General features: G+C 41.9%; 24 protein-coding genes. 16 read left to right on the top strand and 8 right to left on the bottom strand.

What is annotated here, in order from left to right:
* The first annotated feature begins 10 nt into the window (after window positions 1–10).
* Genes ACIPK1_RS16790 through ACIPK1_RS16765 form a run of 6 tightly spaced genes read left to right on the top strand, consistent with a single transcriptional unit; the run spans window position 11 to window position 5,763 of the window.
* A complete protein-coding gene (locus ACIPK1_RS16790; RefSeq protein WP_061053898.1) occupies window positions 11–601 on the top strand; it encodes a V-type ATP synthase subunit E in 591 nt (196 codons plus the stop codon).
* 14 nt (window positions 602–615) lie between these two features.
* Window positions 616–1,617, top strand: coding sequence for a V-type ATP synthase subunit C (locus ACIPK1_RS16785; protein ID WP_005237156.1), 1,002 nt, complete (start codon window positions 616–618; stop codon window positions 1,615–1,617).
* Entirely contained in the window at window positions 1,610–1,924 is a 315-nt protein-coding gene (locus ACIPK1_RS16780) for a V-type ATP synthase subunit F (protein ID WP_005229240.1), read from the top strand. The genes ACIPK1_RS16785 and ACIPK1_RS16780 overlap by 8 nt, the downstream gene beginning before the upstream one ends.
* Before the next feature lie 31 nt (window positions 1,925–1,955).
* Window positions 1,956–3,731, top strand: coding sequence for a V-type ATP synthase subunit A (locus tag ACIPK1_RS16775; protein ID WP_008380990.1), 1,776 nt, complete (start codon window positions 1,956–1,958; stop codon window positions 3,729–3,731).
* The gene (locus ACIPK1_RS16770) at window positions 3,731–5,119 is read left to right on the top strand and encodes a V-type ATP synthase subunit B (protein ID WP_400451359.1); all 1,389 of its coding nucleotides are present in this window, start codon (window positions 3,731–3,733) and stop codon (window positions 5,117–5,119) included. The genes ACIPK1_RS16775 and ACIPK1_RS16770 overlap by 1 nt, the downstream gene beginning before the upstream one ends.
* Entirely contained in the window at window positions 5,119–5,763 is a 645-nt protein-coding gene (locus ACIPK1_RS16765; RefSeq protein WP_005229243.1) for a V-type ATP synthase subunit D, read from the top strand. The genes ACIPK1_RS16770 and ACIPK1_RS16765 overlap by 1 nt, the downstream gene beginning before the upstream one ends.
* Before the next feature lie 75 nt (window positions 5,764–5,838).
* Here ACIPK1_RS16765 and ACIPK1_RS16760 read toward each other — a convergent pair whose 3' ends face one another.
* From ACIPK1_RS16760 to ACIPK1_RS16745, 4 genes are all read right to left on the bottom strand, one after another.
* Window positions 5,839–6,645 (bottom strand): ABC transporter ATP-binding protein, encoded by an 807-nt coding sequence (locus tag ACIPK1_RS16760; RefSeq protein ID WP_005237149.1) that lies wholly within the window; start codon window positions 6,643–6,645, stop codon window positions 5,839–5,841.
* Window positions 6,645–7,565 carry an ABC transporter permease gene (locus ACIPK1_RS16755; RefSeq protein WP_005237148.1) on the bottom strand — a complete coding sequence of 307 codons (921 nt, stop codon included), beginning with the start codon at window positions 7,563–7,565 and terminating at the stop codon, window positions 6,645–6,647. The genes ACIPK1_RS16760 and ACIPK1_RS16755 overlap by 1 nt, the downstream gene beginning before the upstream one ends.
* A 29-nt stretch (window positions 7,566–7,594) precedes the next feature.
* Window positions 7,595–8,572 (bottom strand): ABC transporter substrate-binding protein, encoded by a 978-nt coding sequence (locus tag ACIPK1_RS16750; RefSeq protein ID WP_005237146.1) that lies wholly within the window; start codon window positions 8,570–8,572, stop codon window positions 7,595–7,597.
* Between the two features lie 500 nt (window positions 8,573–9,072).
* Window positions 9,073–10,233, bottom strand: coding sequence for a hydroxymethylglutaryl-CoA synthase (locus ACIPK1_RS16745; protein WP_005237144.1), 1,161 nt, complete (start codon window positions 10,231–10,233; stop codon window positions 9,073–9,075).
* 192 nt (window positions 10,234–10,425) lie between these two features.
* Here ACIPK1_RS16745 and ACIPK1_RS16740 point away from each other — a divergent pair, with 192 nt between their 5' ends.
* The 8 genes from ACIPK1_RS16740 to ACIPK1_RS16705 all read left to right on the top strand — a co-directional run bounded on the left by ACIPK1_RS16740 (window position 10,426) and on the right by ACIPK1_RS16705 (window position 19,713).
* The gene (locus tag ACIPK1_RS16740; RefSeq protein ID WP_400451358.1) at window positions 10,426–12,900 is read left to right on the top strand and encodes a hydroxymethylglutaryl-CoA reductase, degradative; all 2,475 of its coding nucleotides are present in this window, start codon (window positions 10,426–10,428) and stop codon (window positions 12,898–12,900) included.
* Between the two features lie 298 nt (window positions 12,901–13,198).
* Window positions 13,199–15,247, top strand: a complete 2,049-nt coding sequence (locus ACIPK1_RS16735) for a BglG family transcription antiterminator (protein WP_400451357.1) — start codon at window positions 13,199–13,201, stop codon at window positions 15,245–15,247.
* Window positions 15,248–15,257: 10 nt separating this feature from the next.
* Window positions 15,258–15,875, top strand: coding sequence for a bifunctional 4-hydroxy-2-oxoglutarate aldolase/2-dehydro-3-deoxy-phosphogluconate aldolase (locus tag ACIPK1_RS16730; RefSeq protein WP_086299640.1), 618 nt, complete (start codon window positions 15,258–15,260; stop codon window positions 15,873–15,875).
* Window positions 15,876–15,887: 12 nt separating this feature from the next.
* Entirely contained in the window at window positions 15,888–16,346 is a 459-nt protein-coding gene (locus ACIPK1_RS16725; RefSeq protein WP_005229265.1) for a PTS sugar transporter subunit IIA, read from the top strand.
* A gap of 19 nt (window positions 16,347–16,365) precedes the next feature.
* Window positions 16,366–16,644: a PTS sugar transporter subunit IIB gene (locus tag ACIPK1_RS16720; RefSeq protein WP_005229267.1), complete on the top strand. Its 279-nt coding sequence runs from the start codon at window positions 16,366–16,368 to the stop codon at window positions 16,642–16,644.
* Between the two features lie 21 nt (window positions 16,645–16,665).
* Window positions 16,666–18,021, top strand: a complete 1,356-nt coding sequence (locus ACIPK1_RS16715; RefSeq protein ID WP_400451356.1) for a PTS galactitol transporter subunit IIC — start codon at window positions 16,666–16,668, stop codon at window positions 18,019–18,021.
* 30 nt (window positions 18,022–18,051) lie between these two features.
* Window positions 18,052–19,200: a galactonate dehydratase gene (gene dgoD / locus ACIPK1_RS16710; RefSeq protein WP_086299638.1), complete on the top strand. Its 1,149-nt coding sequence runs from the start codon at window positions 18,052–18,054 to the stop codon at window positions 19,198–19,200.
* 18 nt (window positions 19,201–19,218) lie between these two features.
* Entirely contained in the window at window positions 19,219–19,713 is a 495-nt protein-coding gene (locus ACIPK1_RS16705; protein ID WP_086299637.1) for a hypothetical protein, read from the top strand.
* A 166-nt stretch (window positions 19,714–19,879) separates the two neighbouring features.
* On the opposite strand, the gene ACIPK1_RS16700 is transcribed toward ACIPK1_RS16705, so the two are convergent.
* From ACIPK1_RS16700 to ACIPK1_RS16690, 3 genes are all read right to left on the bottom strand, one after another.
* Window positions 19,880–20,584: a hypothetical protein gene (locus tag ACIPK1_RS16700; protein WP_005237132.1), complete on the bottom strand. Its 705-nt coding sequence runs from the start codon at window positions 20,582–20,584 to the stop codon at window positions 19,880–19,882.
* Window positions 20,585–20,698: 114 nt separating this feature from the next.
* The gene (locus tag ACIPK1_RS16695; RefSeq protein ID WP_016613070.1) at window positions 20,699–20,980 is read right to left on the bottom strand and encodes a hypothetical protein; all 282 of its coding nucleotides are present in this window, start codon (window positions 20,978–20,980) and stop codon (window positions 20,699–20,701) included.
* Window positions 20,981–21,005: 25 nt separating this feature from the next.
* Window positions 21,006–21,851 carry an aldo/keto reductase gene (locus tag ACIPK1_RS16690; protein ID WP_400451355.1) on the bottom strand — a complete coding sequence of 282 codons (846 nt, stop codon included), beginning with the start codon at window positions 21,849–21,851 and terminating at the stop codon, window positions 21,006–21,008.
* A 162-nt stretch (window positions 21,852–22,013) separates the two neighbouring features.
* On the opposite strand from ACIPK1_RS16690, the gene ACIPK1_RS16685 reads away from it, so the two are divergent.
* On the top strand, window positions 22,014–23,018 hold the full coding sequence (locus ACIPK1_RS16685; protein ID WP_005237126.1) for a nucleoid-associated protein: 1,005 nt from the start codon (window positions 22,014–22,016) through the stop codon (window positions 23,016–23,018).
* A 128-nt stretch (window positions 23,019–23,146) separates the two neighbouring features.
* Here the strand turns inward: ACIPK1_RS16685 and ACIPK1_RS16680 are convergent, their stop codons facing one another.
* Window positions 23,147–23,506 carry a YxeA family protein gene (locus tag ACIPK1_RS16680; protein ID WP_008381011.1) on the bottom strand — a complete coding sequence of 120 codons (360 nt, stop codon included), beginning with the start codon at window positions 23,504–23,506 and terminating at the stop codon, window positions 23,147–23,149.
* A 244-nt stretch (window positions 23,507–23,750) separates the two neighbouring features.
* Here ACIPK1_RS16680 and tuf point away from each other — a divergent pair, with 244 nt between their 5' ends.
* Window positions 23,751–24,938: an elongation factor Tu gene (gene tuf, locus ACIPK1_RS16675; protein ID WP_005237121.1), complete on the top strand. Its 1,188-nt coding sequence runs from the start codon at window positions 23,751–23,753 to the stop codon at window positions 24,936–24,938.
* The last annotated feature ends 153 nt before the right edge of the window (window positions 24,939–25,091 follow it).

The following is a 25,091-nucleotide window of genomic DNA, read 5'->3' as shown; positions in this document are numbered from 1 at the left end:
GGAAAAGTGAATGTCTGATATTACACGTTTAACTGACAAAATAACCGCTGATGCGGAAAAGAAATACCAGCTGCAAATCAAAGAAGCGAAAAAAGAAAGTGAAAATCAAGAAAACTTGAAGCGAACGCAATTAGAAAAAGAGCTTAGTGAGCGGTTAGCTTTTTATGAAAAAGAAAAACGTGCGGCGATGTATTTGGAAATCTCAGATGTGCATATTCAATCAAGAAACAAGGTCTTGGCAGCAAAGCAGTCGGTCTTAGATGAGCTGTTTACTGAGGCTTTGACCCGTTTAAATACGATGGATCAAGCAGCATTTTATGCGTTTATCGCTAATGGCTTGGCGAATGCAAGGTTAACTGGTGAGGTTGAGTTGCTTTTAGGTGAGAAGACCCGCCATTTAGTGGATGAGGAGCTCCTCGCTAAATTGCAGGCATCTGCCCCAGATGTTCAGCTGAAACTGGTAAATAAAACGATCCCTCGTAAGGGTGGCTTTTTGTTGCGACAAGAAGCGATCGAGTTGAATTTTACTTTTGATGCGCTACTAGAAGCCAACAAAGAAGAGTTAAGCAATACGTTACTGCAATTGATTTTTGAACAGTAAGCAGGTGCAAACAGATGAATGACATCAAATACAATACCTTAAATACGAGAATTCGGACGTATGAATCGCAATTATTCGATCGCAGCCGCTATGAGCGGATGCTCTCGGCTGCTAGCGCAGAAGAAATCTACGGTATGTTGCAAGAAACGGTTTATGGTGACTTCATCAACGAGGATGATCGTGTACACGACTTTGAACATGTGTTGATGGCGGAGTTGAAACGGGTATACGACACGATGTATCAGCTGACACCGGAAAAAGCGATCGTTGATTTCTTTGCTTTGAAATATGACTATCAAAATCTGAAAGTCTTGGTAAAAGCGGCGTACATGCAAGAAGATTTTTCTGAATATCTTGTCCCAATTGGTACCCAGCCGCTTTCCGTCCTTAAGGATCTGGTCAAGACCAGAAAAAGCAATCTTGTTGCCAAAGAGATGGTTGATTGTGTGGAAGAAGTCTTCTCTTATATTGAGAACTACCATGAGGTCCAATCGATCGACATCATCTTTGATAACCACTATTGGGAACAATTGTGGACGATTGGCAAAGAATACGACGACGATCTGCTGCAAAGCTTGATTCGTCGACAAATCGATATTTTCAACATTTCAACAACGTTGCGCAGTTACGCGATGAAACGCAAGCGCGGCTTTATCAGCGCAGTTTTAGCCGATCATGGAAACCTACCTGCAAAAGAATTGTTAGCTGAGATCACGACTTCCCTTGAGGCATTTGTGGCATATTTGCAAGGGACTCCTTATAAAGAACTGATCAATCACAGCTATGAAGAGTTGGTAGAGAAGAAGACCTTGAATACCTTTGATATACGCAAAGACAATTTTCTAATGGCGAAGCTCAAAGAACATAAAATTGTTCCTTTTGGCCCTTCAGCATTGGCAGGGTACTTGTACGCCAAGGAAATTGAAAGCAAGAACTTGCGTATTCTCCTGATTGGGAAAATCAATAAGGTGCCGGAAGAGATTTTAAGAAGTCGGGTGCGTGATAGTTATGCATAAAAAAATAGCAATGATGGGTGGTAAGAACTCGATCTTGCCTTTCAAAGGGCTAGGGATCGACATCTTTCCAGTCAGCGATTTGGATGAAGCCGCCCAACAACTAGAAGAAATGGCTGAAGCCTATGGGGTAATCTTTTTGACTGAGCGACTGATCGAACAATTAGAACCGATCGTTCGCCGCTATGAAGAAGTACCGACACCAGCGATCATTCCGATTCCAAGTAGTACGGGTAGTTTAGGGATCGGCATGGCACGAATTCAGCAAAATGTGGAAAAAGCGGTAGGAATGAATATATTAGATTCATAACAGACAAGTCAGCCAGCTAGGAGGAATAAATGTGGCATTTGGCACAATTGAAAAAGTATCGGGACCACTGGTCACCGCCTCAGGATTAAGTGGCGCAAAAATCCACGAAATCTGCAAAGTCAGTGACAAGGGCCTTATCGGTGAGATCATTGAGATCAAAAAAGGGCTGGTTTCGATCCAAGTATACGAAGAAACAGCGGGAATCGGACCAGGCGAGCCCGTGGAAACGACAGGCGCACCATTGTCTGTCGAACTAGCACCAGGTTTGTTGACTCAGATGTTTGATGGGATCCAACGACCATTAGATACGTTTATGTCGCAAACAGAAAGTGATTTTTTGGAACGAGGGGTTACCATCGATCCACTGAATCGCCAAAAGAAATGGACCTTTGTCCCTCAAGTACAAGTCGGTGATACCGTACAAGGTGGCGACATTTTAGGTTCAGTACAAGAAACATCGGTGATCGAGCATAAGATCATGGTGCCACCAAACTATGAAGGAACCGTCAAAGAAATCATGGTAGGGAATTTTGCTATTACTGAAGTGATCTGTGTCTTAGAAACCATTGAGGGTGAAAAAAACTTGACGATGGTTCAGAAATGGCCGGTTCGTCAACCACGTCCCGTTACTGCTAAATTAAATCCAGGCGAACCACTGGTCACTGGACAGCGAGTCATCGACACCTATTTTCCAGTGGCAAAAGGCGGCTCAGCTGCCGTTCCCGGACCATTTGGTGCCGGAAAAACGGTTGTTCAGCACCAAATTGCTAAATGGTCGGATGTGGATATCGTGGTCTATGTCGGCTGTGGCGAGCGAGGCAATGAAATGCGGGATGTTATGAATGAATTTCCTGAACTGATCGATCCAAATACCGGCAAGTCAATCATGGAACGAACGGTCTTGATCGCCAATACGTCGAATATGCCAGTTGCTGCTCGGGAAGCCTCAATCTATACAGGAATCACGATTGCAGAATATTACCGTGACATGGGCTATAGTGTTGCTATCATGGCAGACTCAACATCACGTTGGGCAGAAGCGCTGCGGGAAATGAGTGGACGATTGCAAGAGATCCCAGGAGATGAAGGCTATCCGGCGTACCTTGGAAGTCGAATTGCGGAATACTATGAGCGAGCAGGGCGTTTCCATTCATTAGGCACACAACCTCGGGAAGGAAGCATTACCGCAATTGGTGCGGTTTCACCTGCTGGTGGAGACATCTCAGAACCGGTCACCCAAAATACCTTACGAATCGTGAAAGTCTTCTGGGCATTGGATAGTATGCTGGCGCAAAAACGGCATTTTCCTTCCATCAACTGGATGAATTCCTATTCCCTTTACGAAGATCAAATCAATTCTTATTTAGATCAATTATTAGGCGATCGCTGGTCGGAGCTAGTCAATGAATCAATGGCGATTCTCCAAGAAGAAAGCCGTTTAGAAGAAATCGTTCAATTGGTAGGGATGGATTCTCTTTCTCAAAGAGACCGTTTGACAATGATGACAGCCCGTTCTTTGAGACAAGATTACTTGCAGCAAAACGCCTTTGATGACGTTGACACGTATACATCTCGCAATAAGCAGTTCAAAATGTTGGAGAATATTCTTTACTTTAATGAACAAGCCCAACGTGCACTGCAGCTAGGTGCTTACTTAGATGAGATCACAAAAGGAACGGTTGATCTGCGTGAGCGCATCGCCCGCAGCAAATACATTCCTGAAGAAGAATTGACCCGCTTGGATACGATCAAGCATGACATCAAAGAAAAGTTACAACGAATCATTGAAACTGGAGGTGTTCATTGATGTTAAAAGAATATCGTACAGTTTCCGAAATTGCCGGCCCTTTAATGGTGGTCGAAAATGTTCGAGGCGTTAAATTCGACGAACTCGTTGAGGTCCGCATGGACACAGGCGAGATCCGTCAAGGACAAGTACTGGAAGTCAGTGATGACAATGCTGTTGTCCAAGTATTTGAAGGTACCAGTAATTTGAGTGCTGAAGAAAGCAAAGCAAGGTTTCTAGGAACTGGTTTAACTTTAGGGGTTTCTCTAGATATGATGGGTCGGGTTTTTGACGGTTTAGGAAAACCAAAAGATAATGGCCCGAGAATCTTGCCCGAAAAACGCATCGATGTAAATGGTGAAGCCATCAATCCGATGGCACGGGACTTCCCGGATGAATTTATCCAAACTGGGATTTCAACGATCGATCATTTAAATACATTAGTTCGTGGACAAAAATTACCAATCTTTTCTGCTTCTGGTTTGCCTCATAAAGAGATCGCTGCTCAAATCGCACGACAAGCAACAGTACCCAGCCAAGAAGGCAATTTTGCGATCGTCTTCGCAGCAATTGGGATTCCGTTTGAAGAAGCTGAATTTTTCGTGGATGAATTCCGCAAAACCGGTGCATTAGATCGATCTGTTTTGTTTATGAACCTTGCCAACGATCCAGCAATCGAACGGATCGCTACTCCTAAGATGGCATTGACTGCAGCAGAGTATTTGGCTTTTGAAAAAGGCATGCACGTCTTAGTGATCATGACCGATATGACGAACTACTGCGAAGCATTGCGAGAAATCTCCGCTGCCCGCCGAGAAGTTCCGGGACGTCGCGGCTACCCAGGGTATCTATACACCAACTTAGCTACACTGTATGAACGGGCAGGACGTTTGATGGGCAAAGAAGGATCGGTCACACAGATTCCGATCTTAACGATGCCAGATGGCGATAAAACCCACCCGATTCCTGATTTGACTGGCTATATCACAGAAGGACAAATCATTTTGTCGCGGGACCTTTACAAACGCAATATCAATCCGCCAGTGGATATTTTGCCAAGTCTTTCTCGGTTGAAGGACAAAGGAACGGGAGAAGGTAAGACCCGTGCAGATCATGCGGCAACGATGAATCAAATTTATGCCGCCTATTCCGATGGGAAAGCTGCCAAAGAGTTATCGATCGTTTTAGGAGAGTCTGCCTTGTCTGATCTTGATAAAAAGTACGCGCGTTTTTCAGATCTTTTCGAAAAAGAGTATGTCAACCAGGGATTTGAAACCAACCGGACGATTGAAGAAACGTTAGATTTAGGCTGGAAGCTATTAGCTACCTTGCCAAAACAAGAGTTGAGCCGTATCAAAGAAGAATTTATCGACGCCTATTACCCAACGGACGAGGATGTGAGTTCTTAATGGCGATCTTAAATGTCAATCCAACTCGGATGGAACTAAGTCGTTTGAAAAAACGGCTGACGACGGCAACCCGTGGTCACAAATTATTGAAAGACAAGCAAGATGAGCTGGTGCGCCAATTCATTCAGCTAGTAAAGAAAAACCAGGAGCTTCGTAAAAAAATGGAAACTGCGCTGCAAGCAGGGATGGAAGAGTATGTGCTGGCTTCTAGTAGTATTCCCGATGTCGTTTTGCAAGAAGCATTTATGATCCCTTTAAATAAAGTGACCCTAGATGTACAAAGTCGGACCATCATGAATATGGATGTGCCAGTGTTAAATCCTGTTTACGAAGAAGAGAGCTCCGATGATGACTTTTCCTACGGTTTTGTAAGTACCACCAGTGAGCTGGATCTCTCGTTGTCTCATCTTGATCAGATGCTGCCAGTGATGCTTCAGTTGGCCGAAATCGAGAAAACCTGTCAACTGATGGCCAATGAGATCGAGCGGACGAGGCGAAGAGTCAATGCGTTAGAGTATATGACGATTCCCAAGCTGACGGAAACCATTCAATACATCGAAAGCAATCTGGCAGAAGACGAACGAGCAACATTGACCCGCTTGATGAAGGTCACAGATATCATTGCGGAAAATGAAGCAAAGTAAGGATTTTGCCAATCATTTGGAAGAATCAAAAAAGGCACGTAGAAGGGGGTTCCTTTCTACGTGTCTTTTTGCTTGTTAAGAGCGTAAGAGCAGTTGGTCATCTTTTAATTCAGCACCACTATTTTGATGGAACATTTCCATCAATTCAGGGACTGTTAAATGTTGCTTTTGCTCACCGGCAATATCCACGACGATCTTGCCTTGATGAAGCATGATCAGGCGATTGCCATAGCGAATGGCATCTTCCATATCATGAGTAACCATGAAGGCCGTCAACTGCTGTGAACGAATCAATTGATCGGTCAATGCCATGACAGTCAACGAGGTTTTTGGATCTAGGGCAGCGGTATGTTCATCTAATAAAATCAATTTAGGTTGTTGCAATGTTGCCATCAAGAGGGTAATCGCTTGACGCTGTCCGCCTGATAACAAACCGATCTCGGCAGAAAGACGATTTTCTAAGCCTAAGTTTAGACTGGCTAATTTTTCTTGGAAAAACGCGCGATTTTTTGCTTTGACGCCTGTCGCAAACCCTCGGACTTGGCCCCGTTTGTAAGCAAGTGCTAAGTTTTCTTCAACAGTCAAACGAACCGCTGTCCCCATACGTGGATCTTGAAAGACTCGGCTAATATCCTTTGAGCGTTTCGTAACGGATAAACGGGTGATGTCTTTCCCATCTAAGGTGATTTTTCCTTGTTCTGTTGGGATCGTTCCTGCAATACTGTTTAAAAGGGTCGATTTTCCGGCACCATTGCCACCGATGATCGTGATAAAATCTCCGGCATTCATCGTCAGGTCAATGCCTCGCAAGACATGGTTCTCATTGATCGTCCCTTTTTCAAAGGTTTGGTGTAGATTTTCGATTGTTAAGACTGAAGTCATTAGGATTGGCCTCCTTTGGTTTTTGGCAGCATCTTTTTAAGTCCTAGTTTTGAACGAAGCTGCGGTAACGAGAGGCAGATGACTAAGACGATTGCGGATGCCAGTTTGATATCATTGGCTTCGACATTGAACTCGAAAACGACGGCCAGGATAAAGCGATAAACGATCGCTCCAATCACGATGGTGATCAACCGCAAAAGCAAAGATTTATTGGCAAATAAAACTTCTGCAATAATGATCGATGCTAAACCGATCACGATCGTACCGATCCCTGAGTTCAAATCAGCGAAGCCATTGTTTTGGGCTAAGAGGGCACCAGAGAGGGCGATACAGCCATTAGAGATCATATAGCCGATAATCTTCATGTTATCAGTGTTGATGCCGTTGGCTTCACTCATAGCTAAATTATCGCCTGTTGCGCGCAATGCTAAGCCGATCTCTGTACGGAAAAAGAGGAACAAGCACAAAATGACGATAGCTGCGAAGAGAAAGCCCGCAAGAATCACGGCATTGTTTTTGGTCAGACCCATTGCTTGAAATTGGGTGAAGACCGTGTCTTGTCCTAACAAGGCAATGTTGGGAGCACCCATCACACGATTTGTGATGGAATAAAGCCCAGTCATCGTGATGATCCCGGCCAACAAGGCTGGGATCTTTAGTTTTGTATGCAGTAGTCCGGATACCAAGCCGGCTAACATGCCACCGCCAAAGCCCATCAAACTGGCTAGTATGGGGGAGACGCCATTCGTAATACTGATTGCAGCGATCCCTGCACCTAATGGAAAACTTCCTTCTGCAGTTAAATCAGCGATATCCAGAATACGGAAGGTCAAAAATACTCCGATTGCCAGCAATGCCCAAAGGATCCCTTGAGAGGTGGCAGATTGTAGTAATAGTAAGAACGTGTCGACTAAATTCATATGATTTCCTCAAATCTAAAATAGTATGGTTATTCTGGGGCAGTGATGCTGGCAGGATCAATCCCTAAAGCTGCAGCCATTTCTTCATTGACGACTAACTCTAAATTCTCCGCTGTTTCAACGGGTGTGGTAGCTGGTTCTGCATCGCCATCTAAAATTTTTGCTGCTAGTTTTCCTGTTTGAATGCCTAGTGATTTATAGTCAATACCATAAGTTGCTAGAGCTCCATCATCGACTTGTTCCACGGAACCTGCGACGATCGGTGTTTTGGTTTCTTTCGCCACTTCACCGACGATTGCAGCAGCAGAGGCAAAGGTATTATCTGTTGGAATATAAATGCCATCGACATCTTTTGCCAGGCTAGTGGTCACTTGCTGCACATCATTGGTGGTATTGGCGGTCAATACTTTAACGTCGACTCCAGCAGCTTTTAAGGCTTCTTCTGCCAAGTCTGCTTGAATTTTCGAGTTAGCTTCACCTGCATTATACATAATGCCGATCGTCTTGGCGTCAGGGACGATGCTTAACAGCAAATTGATCTGCTGCTCAATGGGTACCATGTCTGACGTACCGGTGATGTTGCGACCGGGTTCTTCATTTGAGTCGGCTAATTTTGCCCCAACTAAGTCAGTAACTGCGGTAACCACGATTGGGGTATCAGTGGTTTCATTTGCTAACGAAACAGCAGCAGGGGTAGCGATGCCCAATAAAAGATCAGGGTTGGCATTCACTAGGCGTTCGCTCATACTTTTTAAGTTGTCTTGACTGTTTTGCGCATTTTGGTATTCGATCGTCAGGTTTTCACCTTCTGTGTAGCCCGCTTCTGCTAAGCCTTCTTTAAATCCTTCGTAGGCGGCATTCAAGGAGCCATGTTCCACGAGTTGCAAGACACCGACTGTTTTTGATCCGTCGTTTCCCTCAGAAGCATTGTTTGATTCCCCACAAGCTGCCAGTGCCAGTAGTGAAGCCGTTAATAATCCAGTTGTGATCCATTTTTTCATTTTCATTGTAACTCCTCCTATAAACGTTTCTTTTTTAATTGGGGTTTACCTGAACAAAAAAATCCATTCAGACAATCGTCTAAATGGATTCGATCCTATACCAAGCGTAAACGTATATTGGCAACCATTTAGAAGATTTTCTACATGGCTGCAAGTTCAAGTTAAAATGCTTTAGCCATCATAGATACAAACAAAACTCGTTTTGCGGTTTGCATCCATAATGTGTTATGAATACAAACTATCTAAAGTAGCTAAAGTAAAAGATATTCAGTTGTGGGGACACGGTCGTTTTTAACATAAAAAAGTTCCTCCATACTTGAATTGTTTTTAGTATAGACAAAAAAAAGCGGACTGTCAAATGTTTTTCCTGAATTATCTGAAAATTTTTGAATAACAATCAGAAAAAGTCTGAAAAAGATGCTTTGTTTCAACAAATTAAAAAGAAAGAAAAAAACTTTGTTTCATCAAGCTTTCTTGCTTGAAAATAAACAAAGTTTTTCTTAACATCACTCGTTTTCTTCTTTATAATAACGAATGGTATTTTTTATTTCACGAATACTGTAAAGCAGATCATCCTCAAAGGATTGATCTTGATCAATATCGATGGTCTCATTGAACATTGCTTCGTATTCAGCGATCGTTAGTTTTTGACGGGCATCAAGTAACGTTTGGTGAGCAGCTTGTGCTAACTGTTTTTCATAACCGGGTACCAATACGCCGCTGAAAAATTCAGCAACCGCTCCTGAGCCGTAACTAAACAGTCCTATCCGATCATTGGCTTGCAAGCTGGAGGAATTTTCCAATAAAGAGATCAAGCCTAGGTACAATGAACCCGTATACAAGTTGCCGGTACGACGACTGTAAACGATCGATTCTTCATAGCGAGCCATCAGGCGTTCTTGTTGCGTTTCTTCTTCTTCGGCAAAAACAGCCAATAAGGCTTTTTTTCCCATTTTTGTATAAGGAATATGGAAACTCAATGCAGCGTAATCTTTTGCTGTGCGTTGCGTTTTTTCGCAATGGGCTTGCCAAACTTGTTTAAAGGAATCGATATAGACGGCATTTGACAAGTGGCCATCTACCATTGGATATTGATGACCAACGGGACGCCAAAAATCATAAATGTCTTGCGTCAACATCAAATTATCGTTATCCAACTGCAAAATCGCTGGATCTGCAGAGATCAGCATAGCAACTGCACCTACGCCTTGAGTGGGCTCTCCACCGGAAGCTAAGCCATACCGGGCGATGTCTGAAGCCACCACCAAAACTTTGCTTTGTGGATTGGCTTGTACGTGGGCTTTAGCAAACTGTAAGCCTGCTGTTGCGCCATAACACGCTTCTTTGATTTCAAAGGAGCGGGCAAATGGTTGAATACCCAATAGGCGATGCAAAACCACTGCCGAAGCCTTTGATTCATCGATGCCGGATTCTGTGCCGACGATCACCATATCAATTGCTTGTAAATCTTCTTTTGTGAGGATATCTTTTGCCGCATGCATGGCAAAGGTGACGATATCTTGCGTTTTTTTATTGACCGCCATTTGATCTTGACCGATCCCGATCGTAAATTTATTTGGGTCGACCTCTCGGGCGTGAGCTAGATCAACCATATCTATAAAATAGGGGGGGACATAAAAATTTATTTTATCAATACCAACGTTCATTCCGTCGCTCCTTTATGTTCTACGTACTTAGTAGGCTACACGTTCTAAGGTATCATATTTTTTGAAAAAAATGAAAAAGAATTGATTAGAATTTAAACTTTATTAAAGAAAGTAGAAAAGGACACAGCAAGCTGATGTGGGGTATTCTTTTTTGGAGGATTTAATGATATATTTCAAGAGGAGGTGACGTACGTGGAAGAAGTTGTCATTATCGACGCACTAAGAACGCCAATTGGCAAATACCATGGGTCATTAAAAGAATATTCAGCAGTAGAATTAGGAACAATTGCTGCGAAAGCCTTGTTGGCAAGAAACCAACAAGCAAAAGAACATATCGCACAAGTGATTATCGGAAATGTCCTGCAAGCAGGCAGTGGGCAAAATCCAAGTCGCCAAGTTTCCCTGCAAAGTGGGCTTTCTTCAGATATTCCAGCCTCAACGATCAACGAAGTTTGCGGTTCGGGAATGAAAGCGATTCTAATGGGCATGGAGCAAATTCAGTTAAACAAGGCATCAGTCGTCTTGACTGGTGGGATCGAAAGTATGACGAATGCGCCGCTATTCAGTTATTATAACAAGGCGGATGATCAGTATTCAAATCCAGTATCAACAATGATGCATGATGGCTTAACAGACGCTTTTAGCAGCAAACCGATGGGCTTAACGGCTGAAACTGTTGCAGAAAGATATGGCATCACTCGACAAGAACAAGATGAATTTGCCTACCACTCCCAAATGAAGGCTGCCAAAGCACAAGCGGAAAAGAAATTTGAGCAAGAGATCGTACCCGTGACCGAAAAGTCTGCTACCGTTTCCCAGGATGAAGGCATTCGCGCCGCTACGACAGTCGAAAAATTAGCTGAACTAAAAACGGTTTTCAAAAAGGACGGTACGGTGACTGCTGGGAATGCCTCAACCATCAATGATGGGGCTGCCATGGTCTTGATCGCCTCAAAAAGCTATTGTGAGGAGCATCAGATTCCTTATCTGGCAGTGATCAAAGAGATCGTTGAAGTTGGCTTTGCCCCAGAGATCATGGGAATCTCACCAATCAAAGCAATCGATACTTTGCTGAAAAAGCAAGCACTGTCGATTGAAGATATCGGTATTTTTGAAATCAATGAAGCCTTTGCAGCTTCCTCGATCGTAGTAGAACGTGAACTTGGTTTGGATCCCAAGAAAGTCAACCGTTACGGTGGGGGCATTTCCCTTGGCCATGCGATTGGAGCAACCGGTGCTCGGATCGCAACGACCGTCGCTTATCAGCTAAAAGACACACAAGAACGTTATGGGATCGCCTCTTTATGTGTCGGTGGCGGGTTAGGGCTAGCGATGCTGTTAGAAAACCCTTCGGCGGCAGCAAGTCAAGCCGATTTTCATGAAGAGTCGGCATCAGAAAAAACAGAAAAAAAAAAGTTTTACGCCCTTACGCCTAACGAACGACTAGCCTTTCTTGAAGCACAAGGGGCGATCACAGCAGCCGAATCCTTGGTTTTTCAAGAAATGACATTAGACAAGGAAACCGCCAATCACTTGATCGAAAACCAGATCAGTGAAGTGGAGATTCCCCTAGGTGTGGGGTTGAATCTGCAAGTGAATGGCAAGAGATACAATGTCCCGTTAGCCACAGAAGAACCTTCTGTGATTGCAGCGATGAGCAATGGAGCAAAAATGGCTGGGCCCATTACAACGACCAGTCAAGAACGTTTGCTTCGAGGCCAGATCGTCTTTATGACTGTTCAGGACCCGGATGCCATTTTGGCAAAAGTCAACACAGAGCAAGCGGCGATCTTTGAAGTGGCGAATGAGACGTATCCTTCTATCGTAAAACGCGGCGGGGGCTTACGACGAGTGATTAGTCGGAACTTCTCGCCAACAGAATCTGAATTAGCAACAGCCTATGTCTCAATCGATTTGTTGGTTGATGTCAAAGATGCCATGGGCGCCAACATCATCAATTCGATTTTAGAAGGAGTGGCCGACCTCTTTCGGAAGTGGTTCCCAGAAGAAGAAATTCTCTTTAGTATTTTAAGTAATCTTGCCACGGAATCGTTAGTAACAGCCACTTGCTCCGTGCCTTTTGACAAACTGAGCAAGATCGGAAAGGGTAGACAAGTTGCCGAAAAAATCGTTCATGCAGCTGATTTTGCCAAGATTGATCCATATCGTGCCGCCACCCATAACAAAGGGATCATGAATGGCGTTGAAGCGCTGATTTTGGCTACCGGAAATGACACTCGCGCCGTTTCGGCAGCTTGTCATGGCTATGCTGCCCGTAATGGTCGCATGCAAGGGCTGACTTCCTGGACCATCATAGAAGACCGTTTGATTGGTAGTATCACACTGCCGTTGGCGATCGCCACAGTCGGGGGTGCCACAAAAATATTGCCAAAAGCCCAAGCTGCGTTGGCATTGACTGGTGTTGAAACGGCGAGTGAGTTAGCTTCGCTGGCGGCAAGTGTCGGGTTGGTTCAGAATCTGGCCGCGTTGCGAGCATTGGTTTCAGAAGGTATCCAGCAAGGCCATATGAGCATGCAAGCCCGTTCATTAGCTATTTCAGTTGGAGCAAAAGGAACCGAGATTGAACAGCTGACAGCTAAGCTGCGAGCTGCGACTCAAATGAACCAAGAGCAAGCCCGTAAATTTTTAACCGAAATACGTAATTAAAAAAGGTTCTCTAGTTTTTAAAACTTTTTATCCTAAACAATAAATGGAAAGGACGAATCCCCTTACTAAAGGGAGTTCGTCCTTTTTTTGTTTTGGAGATAATAATGCAATAGATAAAAAATCTCGCTGTACTTTTGCTGATAGAGGACTTTTTTTATTTGTCGGTTCCAAGCAGCGATTTATCAAAACTAGTTTTACTAGGACAAAAAGAAAAAACAACTATGACAAAAAACGCTTTCAATTATACATCTTTTTACGAAGAATCAAAGCTATAATGATTTCATCAGGAGGGAATCAAATGAATGAACGGATCCGAAGAATTCTCACACGATTGGTAAAAAAACCCGAGATAAAGATGGCAGAGTTAACCACATCACTTTCTTTAACAAGAAGACAGATTAACTATTCCATTAAGCAATTTAATGAGGAGTTACTTGAAAACGGTTTGCCTCAAATCAGGCGTAACCATATGGGAGATTTTATTATTCCTTTAGAAGTGTTACGAATGATTTCTCTTGAACAAAATAAAGAAGATTCTTCTGCCATGGTTACAATTTTCTCTGAATATGAGCGGATTGCCATCATGTTAAGTTATTTATGTACTAATACCGATTACATTGGTATGGATCATTTTACACAGCTCTTATCGGTAAGTCGCAATACGATTCAAGAAGATTTAAAGAAAGCGAAGCAGTTTGTTAGCAAATACGCCCTGTCCATTCACTATGATCGTCAAAGCGGTTATCAACTGCAAGGATTGGAAAGGAGAATCTTACAACTGCTCTCTGATTTAATTAAGCAGCATTCATTATTTCGTCTTGATGATATTAAAGGAAAATTGGCACCGACTATTCCTGAAGAAGAGGTTGTTCATTTGATACACAACATGGAGCAATTGCTTCATTTAAGGTACTCAGATGAATCTATTGATTATCTGCAATCAGCTGTAAGAATGACCTTGCAACGTGCAACTTCACCGATTGCTTCAAAAGATGAAATGGTACAAATAGAGATTCGAAAAACTCCAGAATATAAAGTTCTGACTATTTTGCTTCAAGATACACCTTGGTCCAGCATGTCTCCTAACTATCTTTCTTGGCTAGCTCTGCTATTTTTAACATCTAATATTTTTGAACGTAAGACGACTCAAGTATTTGATTCAGATAGTGAATTAAGATGTTTGATCAGTGAAATGGTTACAAGTTTTCAAAACCAAACACTAATTATGATTGAAGATAGAGAGGCATTTGAACGTCGGATTTTGGGCCATCTGCGTCCAGCGTGTTTTCGTATAAAATACAATTTGAGCTTGGGCATGTACTCCCTTGATAGCTTAGTTCAAGATAGCAACCATGCAATTTTGAAGGATCTTATGAAGGAGCTGATTGTTCCCACAGAAAACTGGTTAGGCCGAGCGTTTCCAAATGATGAGTTGGCACTTCTATCTTATTACTTTGGTTTTCAATTAATGAGTCCTCGTCAAATAGCAGCGCAATTACCAAGGGCAGTAGTTGTCTGTGCCAATGGGGTTATGGTTTCAAAACTGATGCGAGAAAATTTAAAAAAACTATTTCCCGAGTTGCATTTTTTAGCTTCATTTTCAGTAAGAGATTTTTATAAATTTGGAACGGATTATGACTTGGTTTTTACAACTACTGCATTAAACAGTGAATTACCGCAATTTATTATTGATCCTATCATGACTTATAAGCAACAGATAAGTCTGCGATATCGTGTATTAAAAGAGTTAGGATTAAATGAAGTAGACCGCTCAGTTGATGAGTTGTTTTCGGTGATTCGCACATATGCTCAAGTAAATGATACGAAGCAACTAAGGGAAGAGTTAGAGTACTTTTTATTGAAGCAAAAGCAAGATTCACCTTTAGAAAATTTTAAAGCGTTACCATCATTGACTGATTATTTGAAACCCGATTTTATAAGAAGAACGTCAGAGAAGCTAACTTGGCAACAAGCAGTGAAATTTGCTTGCCATCCTTTGTTAGAAGATCAGATGATTACAGAGCTGTTTATTCAAGATTGTTTGGATCAAATCGAAGAACAAGGATACGCTGGGTATTTAGGGAGTCAAACGTGTATCCCGCATACAGCACCACAAAATGGCGTATTAAAAGACGGGATAAGTCTATTGATTGCTGCTGAGCCAATCGCTTTTCCAAACGGTAAAAAAATCCATTTTATTTATCCATTATCGTTTTATGATTTGACGAAACATTTGAAAGCTGTGAATCAGTTAGCAGATATTAGTAATGATTCTACGTTTTTAAATCGTTTGAAGGAAAGCTCAGATACGAAAACAGCTTATCAGCTAATTAGACAAGTGACTTAGGAGGAATACGATGAAAGTAGAAGATTACCCACGCTTTACAATTATTATGAGGGGTTACACATATGAACAAGCTTATTCAGTTTTAACGGCAATGAGTGGGCTTGAGAAAGAGTTTGCAGTTGAAATCACATTAAATACTTTAGGGGCTCTAGAACATATCAACAAGTTAAGCAAATTATTTGGTGAAACTATTCTCATTGGGGCAGGAACAGTAAGAACGTTACCTGACGCCCAAAAAGCCGTCGCAGCTGGGGCTCGTTTTTTATTAGGTCCCCATCGTTTTACGAAGCAAATAATGGATTTTGCAAGGAAAGAGCAAGTGCTCTCAGTACCAGCGGCAATGAGCCCTTCTGAGATCAATGAGATGTTTACAGATGGAGCGGATATCGTTAAAGTTTTCCCCGCTGCAGTTGTGACACCACGCTTTTTCACAGATGTGCAAGCTCCATTGGGCAAGCTACCTTTGATGGGTGTTGGTGGAATTTCGATTTCTAACGCCAAGGAATATTTTGACCATGGAGCGAGTTATCTTGGTTTAGGTTCCAATCTTTTTCAATCGCAAGACTTGCAAGCTGCTGACCCAGCAAAACTAGCGCTATCACTACAGAAATTAGCAACAGAGATTTAAGGAGGAAAACAAATGGAATTGCAACTGAACGAAGAACTAGTATTTCGAAATATAAAAGCAGGCAGTGATAAAGAAGTCCTTGCTTTTTTAGCGAATGAACTATACCAACGAGGCTATGTCAAAGAAGATTATATCGAAGCAATACAGTTACGCGAGTCCGAATATCCAACCGGTTTACCTTCGACACAGCCCGGCGTAGCAATTCCTCATGCAAATTTTGATTTGGTCAATCAAACAACTTTGGCGATTGCAACCTTAGAAACAGCTGTAGGGTTTCGCAATATGGAAGATAATCAAGTCATTTTACCTACTAAAATCGTTATCATGATGGCCATCGGTGAACCGCACGGCCAAGTGGAGATGTTACAAAAGATTGTCAGTATTATTCAAGATGAGCCACTTCGTGAACAAATGACGGCGGCGAATTCGGATCTAAAATTGCTAACATTATTAAAAAAGGCGATAGCCTAAAAAATAGGAGGAAATGAAAATGAAAAGAATTTTAATTGCTTGTGGGAATGGGATTGCGACTTCAACCGTAGTAGCATCAAAAGTGAAGGATTATCTGAATGAACATGGAGTTGAGGCTTCCACAACCCAAACCAAACTGATGGAAGTACCTAGTAAAGTTCAAGACTATGACTTGTTAGTGACAACTGGTCAATTTGAAGGTCAGACTGGTGAAGTTCCTGTGGTAAAGGGAATGCCTATTTTAACGGGAATTGGTTCTGAACAAACTATGGAAGAAATTTTGAATTATTTAAAATAAAAAATTTAAGGAGAAAAAAGAATGAATTATGTAATGAATGTATTCAATTTCTTTATTGACGCTGGTCCTACAGTGATGCTTCCTGTCATTATTACAATTATCGGCATGATTTTCGGTTTGAAAATCTCAAGAGCATTTAAGTCTGGGCTAACACTAGGAATCGGATTTGCAGGGATTCGTCTGATTCTGGATTTTATGACAACCAATGTCGGACCAGCAGCCCGTGCTATGGTAGAGCGGACCGGCGTACAGCTGGATGCCTTGGACGTAGGATGGGGCTCAATCGCGGCGGTTACTTGGGCATCTCCAATTATTGCACTGCTTATATTTGCTATATTGATCGTTAATATCATCTTGTTGGTTCTCAAAAGAACTCAAACGTTGGATGTTGATATTTGGAATTATCATCATATGGCTATTGTTGGTGTAATGGTTTATTTTGTGACTAAGAACGTAGCGTTAGGTGTGGGCGCATCAGTTGTAATGGCAATTGTCACATTTAAAATGTCTGATTGGTCACAGCCTTTGGTTGAAGATTTTTTTGGAATTCCAGGGGTTTCATTACCCACGGTTTCAGCCTTATCTTCTTTAGTAATTGCATGGCCGTTAAACTGGCTTTTAGACCGCATTCCTCTTTTTCGAAATTCCAAGTTTACCATTAAGGATGCACAAAAATATTTGGGCTTCTTTGGGGACTCTATGATTATGGGCGGTGTCATAGGTATCGCAATCGGCTTTTTAGCTGGCTATGATATCACTCAGATTCTTCAATTAGGGGTTAGTATGTCTGCTGTCCTTGTTCTGATACCAAAAATGACCTCTCTTTTTATGGAAGGATTAATGCCTATTTCAGACGCAGCGCAAAAATGGTCTCAGAAGAAATTTAAAGGTCGCCGTTTATTTATTGGACTAGATGCAGCGGTTGTTGTGGGCAATCCAGATGTTATAACAACTGCACTGATTATTATTCCTTTAACAATTGCTATGGCTTTGGTTTTACCAGGAAATCGTGTGTTGCCATTTGCCGATCTAGCTGTAGTTCCATTTCGAGTAGCGATGGTTGTTGCATTGACTAGAGGAAACTTGCTGAAAAACATTATTATCGGTTTAGTTGTGACCGCCTCTTTACTTTGGTGTGGAACAGTTACTTCACCTATTCTAACCGAAATAGCCAAACAGGTAGGGATTGATCTTGGATCAAGTTCCATGCTTATTTCATCTTTTGCAGCAACTTCAATGATTCAAAGTTACCTGGTTTTCATTGCATTCACCTATGAACCGATGATTGGTATTCCAGTTCTTCTTCTAGGATTTGGCGGTGTATGGTATTTCTTTGAAGGAATCAAAAAAATTAATCGTGAAGCAGCAATTGAATAAAATATTGTCGAAAAAGAGGAGTAGATTGTTTTGAAAATTTCTAAAATTACAGTGTATAAAGTAAAGCCCCGCTGGATTTTTGTAAAATTATCAACAGATGAAGGAATCGATGGCTGGGGAGAGATGATTTCTGGAACAAAAACCGAAACAGTTGTTGCAGGAGCTTATGAGGTAGGGGAAAGATTTTTGTTAGGACAGAACCCGTTTGAGATTGAGCGCTTGTTCCAAGAAATGCACCGCTCTTTCTTTCGTGGCGGTCCCATACATGGAACAATAGTGTCTGGTCTAGAGATGGCTTTGTGGGATATTAAAGGAAAAGCATTGAGTGTTCCTATCTACGAACTATTAGGCGGCGCTGCTCGTGACAGAATCAAAGTATATTCTTGGATCGGTGGTGATCGTCCGGATGATGTCGCAGAGCAAGCACAAGATCGTGTTGACCGCGGGTTTACTGCAGTTAAAATGAACGCAACAGAGGAACTGCACTATATTGACTCCTATGTAAAGATAGAGGAAGTGGTGAAACGTGTCGCCTCGATTAGGGAACGCTTTGGTAGTAAATTGGATATTGGAATTGATTTTCATGGGAGAGTCCACAAGCCGATGGCAAAAGTTTTAGCGAAGGCATTAGAACCTTATCATCCAATGTTTTTAGAAGAAGTTGTTCTTCCTGAAAATGAGGAACATTTTAAAGAAGTTGCTCAGCTTGTGGCAACGCCTTTAGCCACTGGGGAGAGACTGTATACTCGCTGGCAGTTTAAAACACTTTTTCAGCAAGGAGCAATAGATGTGATCCAGCCTGATGTGGCATTATGTGGAGGGATCATGGAAATGCGAAAAATAGCTGCCATGGCTGAAGCTTATGACGTGGCTGTTGCCCCACACGCACCATATGGTCCCGTTGCTTTGGCAGCAACACTGCAAGTTGATTCTTGTACCCCAAATGTTTTTATTCAAGAGCAAAGTTTAGGAATCCATTACAATAAAGGCTTTGATCTGTTAGATTTTGTGAAAAACAAAGAAGTATTTCAGTATAGGGATGGCTATGTAGAATTACCAAGTAAGCCTGGTTTAGGGTTGGAGATGGATGAGGATAGAGTTAGAGATATTTCGCAAGAAGGGTTGATTTGGACCAACCCTAAATGGAAGAACTATGATGGCACTATTGCAGAATGGTAGTATGAAAGGAAGTTACTCATGGCGGAAGCAATTATGATCAACTTATTTTTACTCGTTCTGTTAGTGATGCAACTCAAAGAGCAGCGCAAAATTCTTTTGCAGGCAAAAGCGAACTCTATAAAAAAGGCAACTGCTTTAATTCTGTCTGCGCTTCTTTTCGTCATTTTTTGGCCAGATCAGTTGAGTGACCAATTGAAATTGTTTGCACTAATCGGCTTAGTCTGTTTAGTTGGTTTTTCAAAAGAAGGCTTAGGAGCAGATCAGCTGATCAAACTGGGTGTTTTAAAAGGTGAATATGATCAATATACGGCAATAGAGATTGAACAAACAGTAAATAATCAAACTTTTGTAACCTTTTATAAAAACAAAAATAGCCGCTTCTCGCTTTTATTTTCAGAGTCACCGCAAATTTTGGCAGAGTACTTCCGTTTATTGAAAAAGGAAGAGAAGCTAGTGTTTAAGGAAGAGGGATTGACGCAAAGGAAGCAAAAGAATACTAAAGTATCCCTTTAATTTTGTTTATGGAGAAGGATTGATTTTATAAATTTCTGAAAAGAAAGCTAACAAGCGTGGTAATTCTTACTGACTTTTAGCAAAGAGTAAAATTAGTCAGCTGTATTTTTATTCACTATCGTCGGGTTATAAAAAACTGGGAGAATGGTTCATTCTCCCAGTTTTTTTATCGTTTAGAAATCGCCGTGTGGGCATACGCCTCGATCAATGGAATGACTTCTAGTTTTACTTTGTATTTGCGTTCTAGAGCGGTTTCGATGGTAAAAGTATCACTTTCTGTTTCAGAAATTGTTGCTAAAACACGATCTTCTTTCGGGGAAGCTTCGATCACGGTCGTTTCTCCTGAAGATTGTTTTGCAGAAAATTTAGGGAATGCTGCGATTTTTTCGGCAAATGCTGAAAAAGTCATGGATTCGTCAGAATCATCAGCCGTTGATTTTTCCACTTCTTTAGTTTTAGTTGATGCAGGTATAGTTGGTGCCGTTTCTTCCTTCACTTCTGCTGGTTCTTTCGCAGGAGCGGAGGTAGGTGCCGCACTTTCTTGCGGATTGGTCGGTAACCAGTAAGCAGCGATCTCATCGACTAAGTTATCGCTGAAACGATCAAGTAAGCCAGCTTCTAAGCGTTGAATTCGTTTCACGACGATTTTGAAGTTCTCATCTAAAGGAACAGCGATTTTTTGTTCTTTGGGTGTTTCCTTCAACAATTCAATCAATAATTCCTCTTGATTTTTAGGATTGATATAAACAGTTGTCGGAAGGTCGAACTTATCTGCTGTTTTGCGCTCGATCGCTGTAAACAACTGTTGTCGAGCTGTTTCATAAGACGGGCGGAATTGTTGTTTCAATTTTGCTAATTGTTTCTTTTTCATAATCTTCTCCTCTCGATCACTATCGATTATAAGGAAAATTTGCAGAAAAGAACAGTCATTCTCATGAAAAAATACAAAAAAAATTATATATTTCCTGAAAAAACGCCAGCGCTGCTAAAGAAGCGGCGTTGGCGTTTCTACTAGATCATTGATTTGATGGTACTTAGGCATTAGGATCAAAAGCTCCTTGTCTCCAGTGGCGACTAAGTAGTTTTCCCAAAGAAAAAAGCGTACTTCCCCAGTGAGTTTCTCAGCCAGCATCTGCTGATAGTCGCTAGACGACCATTGACGCGCCGGGAAATGTTGGACTTTGTCTGGCCATACAAGAAAAACAAAATCAGCATGTAAGGCTTTTTGAACAGCAGGGGAGAGGTGAATCAAATCAGTTGTCTTCATAGGCTTCTCCTTATAGAGAGTAAAATTAAAACCCTGTCGTATCTGGATTGGTCGCTTTCCCAACGACGCCATCTAATTGATCGATCGTATTCATGTCTTCTTCAGATAGCTCAAAATCAAAGACATGGATGTTTTCTTCGATCCGACTTGGTGTGACTGATTTTGGTAATGGCAAGAAACCATGTTGTAAAGACCAGCGTAATGCAACTTGAGCGATTGATTTTTGATGCTTTTCAGCTAATGCTTTCATTTCTGGTACATCAAATATCTTCCCGGTACCTAATGGGCTGTATGCTTCAAGCAATACATCGTGTTCATGGCAATAAGTCACCACTTCTTCTTGTAACTCGCCAGGTGCAAGGAAAATCTGATTGACCATTGGGAAGATGGTCGCTGTTTTTTTCAATTCTTCAAAATGATGAGGCAAGAAGTTGCTGACCCCGATCGCTTTGATTTTGCCTGCTTGATACAATTCTTCAATAGCGCGCCATGTTTCTGCATTCGCTGTTTGCCAGTTGTCACGAAAGGCTACTGGGTTTGGCCAATGGATTAAGAAAAGATCGATATAGTCTGTTTGTAGTTTCTCTAAGGACTCTTCAAAAGAAGACATCACAAGATCATAGGAATGGTTCGCATTCCACAATTTTGTAGTCAAAAAGAGTTCTTCGCGGGGAATGCCGCTTTCTTTGATCGCTTGACCAACACTGGCTTCATTTTTATAGCCTTGGGCTGTATCAATATGGCGGTAACCTACTTCCAGTGCTTTTTTGACTGATGCTACGGCAACGTCGCCGTCTGGTGTTTGCCATGTGCCAAAACCTAACTCAGGGATGGTTACATTGTTTGATAACGTATAGCTGTTCATGTTCATTCCTCCGTTTTCTGTGATACCTTTAGTTTAGCAGACGAGGACGGATTTTCCAATGAATGCATCTTTCAAAAAGGAAGTGGCCAATAAGAAAAATGACGTTTGGCTCTTGTCAGTTCGCCTATTTTTTTTGTACACTAGACAAATGGATAAGGAGCGTAACTAATGGATATTTATTTGAAACATGCGATATTACACATTATTGACCGTCAAACTGGTGATCCGGTTTTTTCTCAAGTTGAACTCGATTTGACCACGGAATACATCCGCGATTATTTGACGAAAAAAATACAGAAACTTGCAACACCGCAAACCAAAACAGGGCGTTTACTCGAAACATCAATGATCGCTCAACTGGTCAAACAAGCACCCGAAGACTTTGTCGCAGCCAGTGAAGCGATCGTGCAACGATGGTATGAAGCGTACAAGGAAAGTGAAGATGCACCAAGTGCGGATGCCTTTGTGGTCTTGTATGAATTTGATACAAGAATGCAGTTGGCATTTTTGAAGGTCAACTATCAAGACGGCTATACGCACTTTATTGATAATGGGGAAGCTGGAATCGAAAACAATTTGATTTTGCATCGTGCCTTACTAGCAGGTAAAACTCAAAAGGCCGATGAAGGGATCACAATTGATGTGGAGAGCTTAGACTTTGAACTGATTGAAAAGAAATATAGCTTTTCAGGTGAAAAATATGCCTACTTTTCAACGAAAGTCATTGATGCCGAACCGATTCCCTCGTTAGAAGAAAACGTCAAAGTCATCAAAAAAGTAGCGGAAAAAATTGGTCAGAAATTTGAAACACCTACCTATAACGTTGTTGCCGATTTAAAAGAAGCGGTTTACGACACGATCGAAGAGTCAGGACACATTGATGTCAGTGAAGTGGCGCAAAAAGTCTTTAAAGACAATATTACCGCTCAGCTTTCTTTTCAAGAAGAAGTGGCTGAAAAAGGATTTGTCAATCAGGCACCAATGATGCGGGATGTCCGTGAGATCTCAGAGAAAAAATTCGGGAAACAAAAACTAAAATTATCTAACGGGATCGAATTGATCGTTCCTTTGGATGTTTACCGAGATCCAAATTTGATCGAATTTATCAATAATCCAGACGGAACGATTTCCGTAACGATCAAAAATGTAGAAGAAGTAATTAATCGGATGTAGGACAAAGGTCTTATGTGTGGATGATGCGGAGCTAACAACATAGAACGAGCACAAAAAAGCAGAGATTCCTCTTTAAGTAATGAGGAGTCTCTGCTTTTTTTCTGGATATCTTTGATCAATATCAGCAATTATTGATCGGTCAGTTTCTCAAGGGCGGCTTTGGGAACGTCTTCTTCAGAAACTTCTTCCCAGCTCAGAACACCTTTATTAGGATTGACCAATAATTTCAAATAGGCACCTTCTCTTAAAGGCGCGGAACGGTGCTCATTCATTTTGACCGTTTTGACTTCTCCAGAGGAACTGTAAGCGTCTTGTGTGTAACGGTAGACATCTTCGGCAACTCCGTTATCACTAATTTCCGTGTCGTGCTCGCCGGCATCCCTGATGACTGTATAGTAGTCACTTCCACCATAGTAATAATGATAAGTAGCAAAACAGCCACCAAGGAAAATTGCTGCAAAAACCAGCGTTGCAATGATTTTTTTCACATTTCTCACCTCATCTTCTATTATTCATAAAAATTGTCCTACGTCCAATAGATCGAAAAAAGCAAAGAAATTCTTAGGGATTAGCTGACGAGACATCTCACTTGACTTTGACTAATTTTGACCTATAATAAGAGTAGATTTAAACTTACAAAAAATAAGTTGATACTTATGAATTTGGAAGCGTAAATCGCAAAATATGATTCGAGTCAAAGAACGACTCAACTTTCTCTAGGAGGGAAACAATATGGCAAAACAACATTATGATCGTAGCAAACCCCATGTTAATATCGGAACGATAGGACACGTCGACCATGGGAAAACAACCTTGACTGCTGCTATTACCACAGTTCTTGGGAAAAAAGGACTTGCCAATCCGCAAGATTACGCAAGTATCGACGCGGCTCCTGAGGAACGCGAACGTGGTATCACCATCAATACTGCCCATGTAGAATACGAAACAGAAAAACGGCACTATGCCCATATCGATGCACCAGGACACGCGGATTACGTGAAAAATATGATTACAGGGGCTGCCCAAATGGACGGCGCAATCTTGGTCGTATCAGCGACAGATGGCCCAATGCCGCAAACCCGTGAACATATTTTGCTTTCTCGTCAAGTGGGTGTGAAACATTTGATCGTCTTTTTAAATAAAACAGACCTTGTCGATGATGATGAGTTGATCGATTTAGTTGAAATGGAAGTCAGAGAATTGCTGACTGAATATGATTTTCCAGGTGATGACATTCCTGTGATCAAAGGCTCTGCCTTAAAAGCCTTGGAAGGTGACCCAGAGGCTGAAGCAGCGATCTTAACGCTGATGGATACAGTAGATGAATATATCCCAACACCTGAACGAGACACTGATAAACCATTATTATTGCCGATCGAAGATGTCTTTTCAATTACTGGACGGGGAACCGTTGCTTCCGGTCGGATCGATCGCGGAACAGTAAAAGTCGGTGATGAAGTAGAAATCGTCGGAATCAAACCTGAAACACAAAAAGCAGTCGTGACAGGAGTAGAAATGTTCCGTAAGACGATGGACTTTGGGGAAGCTGGTGATAACGTAGGGGTATTATTACGGGGAATCACCCGGGATGAAATTGAACGGGGCCAAGTGTTAGCAAAACCAGGTTCCATCACACCACATACGAAATTCCAAGCAGAAGTCTATGTGTTGACAAAGGAAGAAGGCGGTCGCCATACCCCATTCTTTAATAACTATCGCCCACAATTTTACTTCCGTACAACGGACGTAACTGGGAATATCGTTTTACCAGAAGGAACGGAAATGGTTATGCCTGGTGACAACGTAACGATCGATGTGGAATTGATCCATCCAATCGCTGTGGAAAATGGAACGACTTTCTCCATTCGTGAAGGTGGACGAACAGTTGGTTCTGGTATCGTGACCACGATCGAAAAATAAAAATCAGTGAAACAGTGCTTCCATTATCTGAAGGAGCACTGTTTCCTTTTTCATGTCAAACCAGCAACAATCCCTCCATCAGCTTAGGATTGCTTGTTTTTTTCTAAATAATCTTGTGATTTTATTAAGGATTTTTTAGGAGAGAAAAAATTC

Origin of the sequence: Enterococcus sp. NPDC086594 (assembly GCF_044746145.1) — a bacterium.
GTDB lineage: Bacteria > Bacillota > Bacilli > Lactobacillales > Enterococcaceae > Enterococcus_D > Enterococcus_D entomosocium.
Note: the sequence above shows the minus strand (reverse complement) of the source record. Positions and strands in the feature narration are given on the sequence as shown.